Genomic DNA, 4,057 nt, shown 5'->3' on the forward strand with positions numbered 1-4,057 from the left:
CCTTGTCTCCCCCCTCTCCCTTGTCTCCCCCCTCTCCCTTGTCTCCCCCCTCTCCCTTGTCTCCCTTGTCTCTTCTTCATGCCCTGTTTGGCCAATAGATGTTAATTTGACACATTCTGACACAAATCGCTAAGATAAGCATAGTCATAACGATTCCGTTTTTTAAGAAATCTGGTGATAGTAGCTAGTTAATAGTTTGTAGGTTAATTATGGTGAGAATTGTTGGTATTGGTGGTAGTTTAAGACCAAACTCCTATACGCAGATTGCTTTACAAGTAGCAGTGCAAAGGGTAGAAGCCCTTGGTGCAGAGGTAGAAATTCTTGATTTACGCCAGTTGCAGTTACCGTTTTGCACTGGCGCTAAGGAGTATCCAGAATACCCGGATGTTCAGCGTTTGCAGGATACTGTCAGTCAGTCAGATGGATTGATTTTAGCCACACCTGAGTATCACGGTGGGGTTAGTGGTGTGCTAAAAAATGCTCTGGATTTGATGAGCTTCGAGCAACTGTCTGATAAAGTGACAGGATTTATTAGTGTCTTGGGTGGTCAGTCTAATAGCAACGCTCTAAACGAACTACGGTTAATTACCAGATGGGTGCATTGTTGGTCTATCCCTGAACAAATTGCGATCGGACAAGCTTGGGGTGCCTTCAGTCCTGAAGGTAAACTTATAGATGAGAAACTGTCTCAAAGATTTGATCAATTTGCTCAGAGTTTAGTTGATAACACTCGCAAGCTGCGAGGCGTAAATTAGTTGTAGGTGGACAAAATTTTGCCCAACCTACACTTGTAGCGGTTCCCATTCAGATGCGGTACAACGTTATATCGCAAGGTGTAGGGCACGGCATACCGTGCCCTACGGGTGTACCTCACATAAGGGATTTCCAACAAATAAGTTATCCAATCTTGTGGGGTGGGCAACATGAGCGCCTTTGACAACGGGCGGGCGAGATGCCATTGGTGTCAACTTAAGAGCAAACGCTTATCCCACAGGCGTTTTACCCCACACGCTAGATGCTCCACTACAGCGCAACTCTTGGAGACGCTTTGCGTTAGTTTTACCGTCTGGACTGAAAACTATACTGTGTTCATTTCCCTTATATTTAATATTTTTAATATTTTTTGGTTTCGGGCCATTTAAATCCCAGAGTTTGACAGTATTATCTTTGCTAGCAGTAGCCAGAGTTTTACCATCTGAACTTAAGACAACACTTGTAAGCTCTAGCTGATTGTTAAAGCGTTTTAGTTTTCGGCCATTTAAATCCCAGAACTGGACAGTATTATCTTCACTAGTAGTAACTAGGGTTTTACCATCTGGACTGAAAATAACAGTTTTTACCTCTTTTTCATCCCCTTTTAAAGTTTGCAATTCCTTACCATTTAAATCCCAGAGTTTAGCAGTTTTGTCATCACTGGCAGAGGCGAGAGTTTTACCGTCTGGGCTGAAGACTACCCTATTTACAATATTTTGATGTCCAGTGAAACTATTGCGTTCTCTGACCTGATCGACTACTTTTTGCAGCTTTTCCCAATCCAAAGCTGCCTGACGGATAGTTTCGCGCAGTTGTAAGTTAATTCGGTTATCATCTAACCACTTGAGCAACCGTGGCCAGTAGCGGATTAAGGCTTCATGTGCCACCTCTACCTCTTCTCGATTTGTAGACTCTTGTATACTCGTAACTACCAATCGCGCCCCTTCACCAGCCAACTGCTTAGTACTTGCCAAATCACCACCGAATGGTACTATTTCATCTAACCAAACTCGCCGTCTGGTATCCCGACGTTTCTCTCCGGCGCTTTCATCCAAGCGAGTTAAGCGGATGAAGATATTCTTAACTTGGTCTTGTTCTGGGGATGACAAAGTAATAATGCTGGAACTGTAACATCACCGCGTTCTGCTAAGGCGGCTGTAGCTTCATGCAAGGCGGAGTCCACCTCCCCCGATGCTCTGAGTTGTTTATAAAATTTCTCTCCTAATGTTTGGGCTGTTTTGATTGTGACTTTATCAGTCATTGCTACCACCGCAGGCATCCCCAAATCCCGCACTAATCTTTGCGCTAATCCCCCTAAAGATCCTTCAGCATCAGGACTGGCACTCTCGCAAGTACACAGAAAGGTAAAGTGCGGTAGCCCTTTGGCTCCACATAATGGGCGCAACCGATCTAGTAAGTGTGTTGCCGCGATCGCTTCTACAGTATTATCAGCTTTTGACCAGTAGAGGACGGTTTCACCATTATCTAGGACTCTGCCGTGACTGACAAAGTGTAGTAAGGTGTACTGTTTATTGCGATCGCTCAATTGGGTACACAATTCGTCTAGTGTGGGTAAACCAATGGCTTCAGGAACAGTTGCTAGAACATCACAACGTTTACCGTAAAGTCCAACAATTTCGAGAGGAGAATAAGTTGCTTTATCTAAAAGAGTAGTAATTAAGCTGACTTGTTGAGTACGAAAACCAGGAATAACAATGTAATAGTAAATTTCTCGCACAGTAATGGAAGGAGGTAAAGCATCAAACTCATCCTTACTTAATCCTTTTGGACAACTTTTAGGTTTGTACCAGGTAACTAATTTGTCGCAATCGCCAATAATTTTACCTTTTTGCATAGTGGTTGTGCGAGATTGATGTTTACGGAATACGGCATCACAACCAATGCCACCTACATTGGGGAATGTCTCACTATTAACGTCAAAGTCTATATCTTGTCCCCCAAATATTCCCAGTGTTCCCGCCATAGGATAAGCATTCTTCACAGCCTTATCATGTTTCGATTGAGTAGTAACAATCGTCCCTGCAACCTTACCTTCGGTAATAATGGAGCGGAAGTAACCAGGAATATTGTTTCTATGAGGAACATTTGAGCAGAAAGACCAAAGTGATAGAGCGCCTTGTATTAACACAAGAGAATTAACTGGACGGATTAATTTGTTATTTTGGGTACCTGCTACGGTAGCGGAAACAAAAATACATCCAAAACTGTGCCCCATCAAATGGAATCGCACATTATTATCTGTTACCTGTTGAAGTCTGTTTAACAAATTGAAACCGCTCGTTTGACCAATTTTCCGAGCGCGGTCTTTCATCTTCCAGAAAGATAACAATCTCGGAAGGTTCAAAAATGCATCCCCCGCCGATTTCACACTATCCCCAATTCCGAAGCTAATGATACTGGGTTTAAGCGGAATTTTACCTAAGATATATTAAAAAAATTGTATGTCAGTACTGTGGAACACACGTAAATTTCAGATTGAGGAGGCGTGTGCAACGATGCGATACAAAAGATGTAAACCTCATCTAAGTTGAGAACCGTAGTTTTCGCCCTCACCCTAAATCCCTCTCCCAGATATGGGAGAGGGACTTTGAAATTCTAGCTTCCCTTCTCCCATATCCTACGGTGTACACACAAGTCTTCTAACATTGCCCTACAAGCTTCTGATCCCCCCAACCCCCCTTTTTTTAAGGGGAGCCACTGCGGTCTTGGGGGTTTCCCCCATGAGCAAGTGGCATGGATTTAGGGGGATCTTCAACGATTTTGGTTTTCTAGAAAGATGTGTGTACACCGTAGCCTAAAAGCAGAGAGATTTTCTAGATGACCTGAATTGTCAGATCATTTTTTAAGTTGGTATAAGTCAATACAGTTCATATCAGACCAAAACACTTGTAGAGACGGCGATTTATCGCGTCTCGAAAACCCAAAATTTTTGCCACTAGCCCTTAACTGAACCGTATTCCCGGATTTATCACGAGCGAGAAAAAAACACTTGGGTTAGCCAGATTTAGGATAACTTAATTAATACATTATCAAACTTCCACAGATTATGAGAAGTTCAAAGTAAAAACCGAGTCTATTTAAAGATAGACTAATTTTTGTTCTTTGAGACGATTTTCCATATTGCCTCGCGGGCAATATTTTTGAGTATAAAGTTGCCATTTTTACATTATTCCATCGCAAGCGTATTATTTTTATGACTCGTTGTAATTCTTCTAACCCCCATGCTGCGCAGGGCTGATTCATCCCCTAAAACCTGTAAAATAGCAAGTGTTTAGGGGATAAA

3 protein-coding genes are annotated in these 4,057 nt (G+C 42.5%); 1 reads left to right on the forward strand and 2 read right to left on the reverse strand.

The genetic code is table 11. The annotated features are described in order from the left end of the window. Nucleotides 1-209 precede the first annotated feature (209 nt). On the forward strand, nt 210-755 hold the full coding sequence (locus tag HWQ36_RS23585) for an NADPH-dependent FMN reductase (protein ID WP_292707023.1): 546 nt from the start codon (nt 210-212) through the stop codon (nt 753-755). A gap of 228 nt (nt 756-983) precedes the next feature. Here the strand turns inward: HWQ36_RS23585 and HWQ36_RS23590 are convergent, their stop codons facing one another. Then, nucleotides 984-1,862 carry a hypothetical protein gene (locus HWQ36_RS23590; protein WP_292707025.1) on the reverse strand — a complete coding sequence of 293 codons (879 nt, stop codon included), beginning with the start codon at nt 1,860-1,862 and terminating at the stop codon, nt 984-986. Further along, nucleotides 1,814-3,085: a CHAT domain-containing protein gene (locus HWQ36_RS23595; RefSeq protein WP_292707027.1), complete on the reverse strand. Its 1,272-nt coding sequence runs from the start codon at nt 3,083-3,085 to the stop codon at nt 1,814-1,816. The genes HWQ36_RS23590 and HWQ36_RS23595 overlap by 49 nt, the downstream gene beginning before the upstream one ends. Nucleotides 3,086-4,057: the final 972 nt, after the last annotated feature.

Origin of the sequence: Nostoc sp. NMS2, from assembly GCF_017115105.1 — a bacterium.
Taxonomy (GTDB): Bacteria; Cyanobacteriota; Cyanobacteriia; order Cyanobacteriales; family Nostocaceae; genus Nostoc.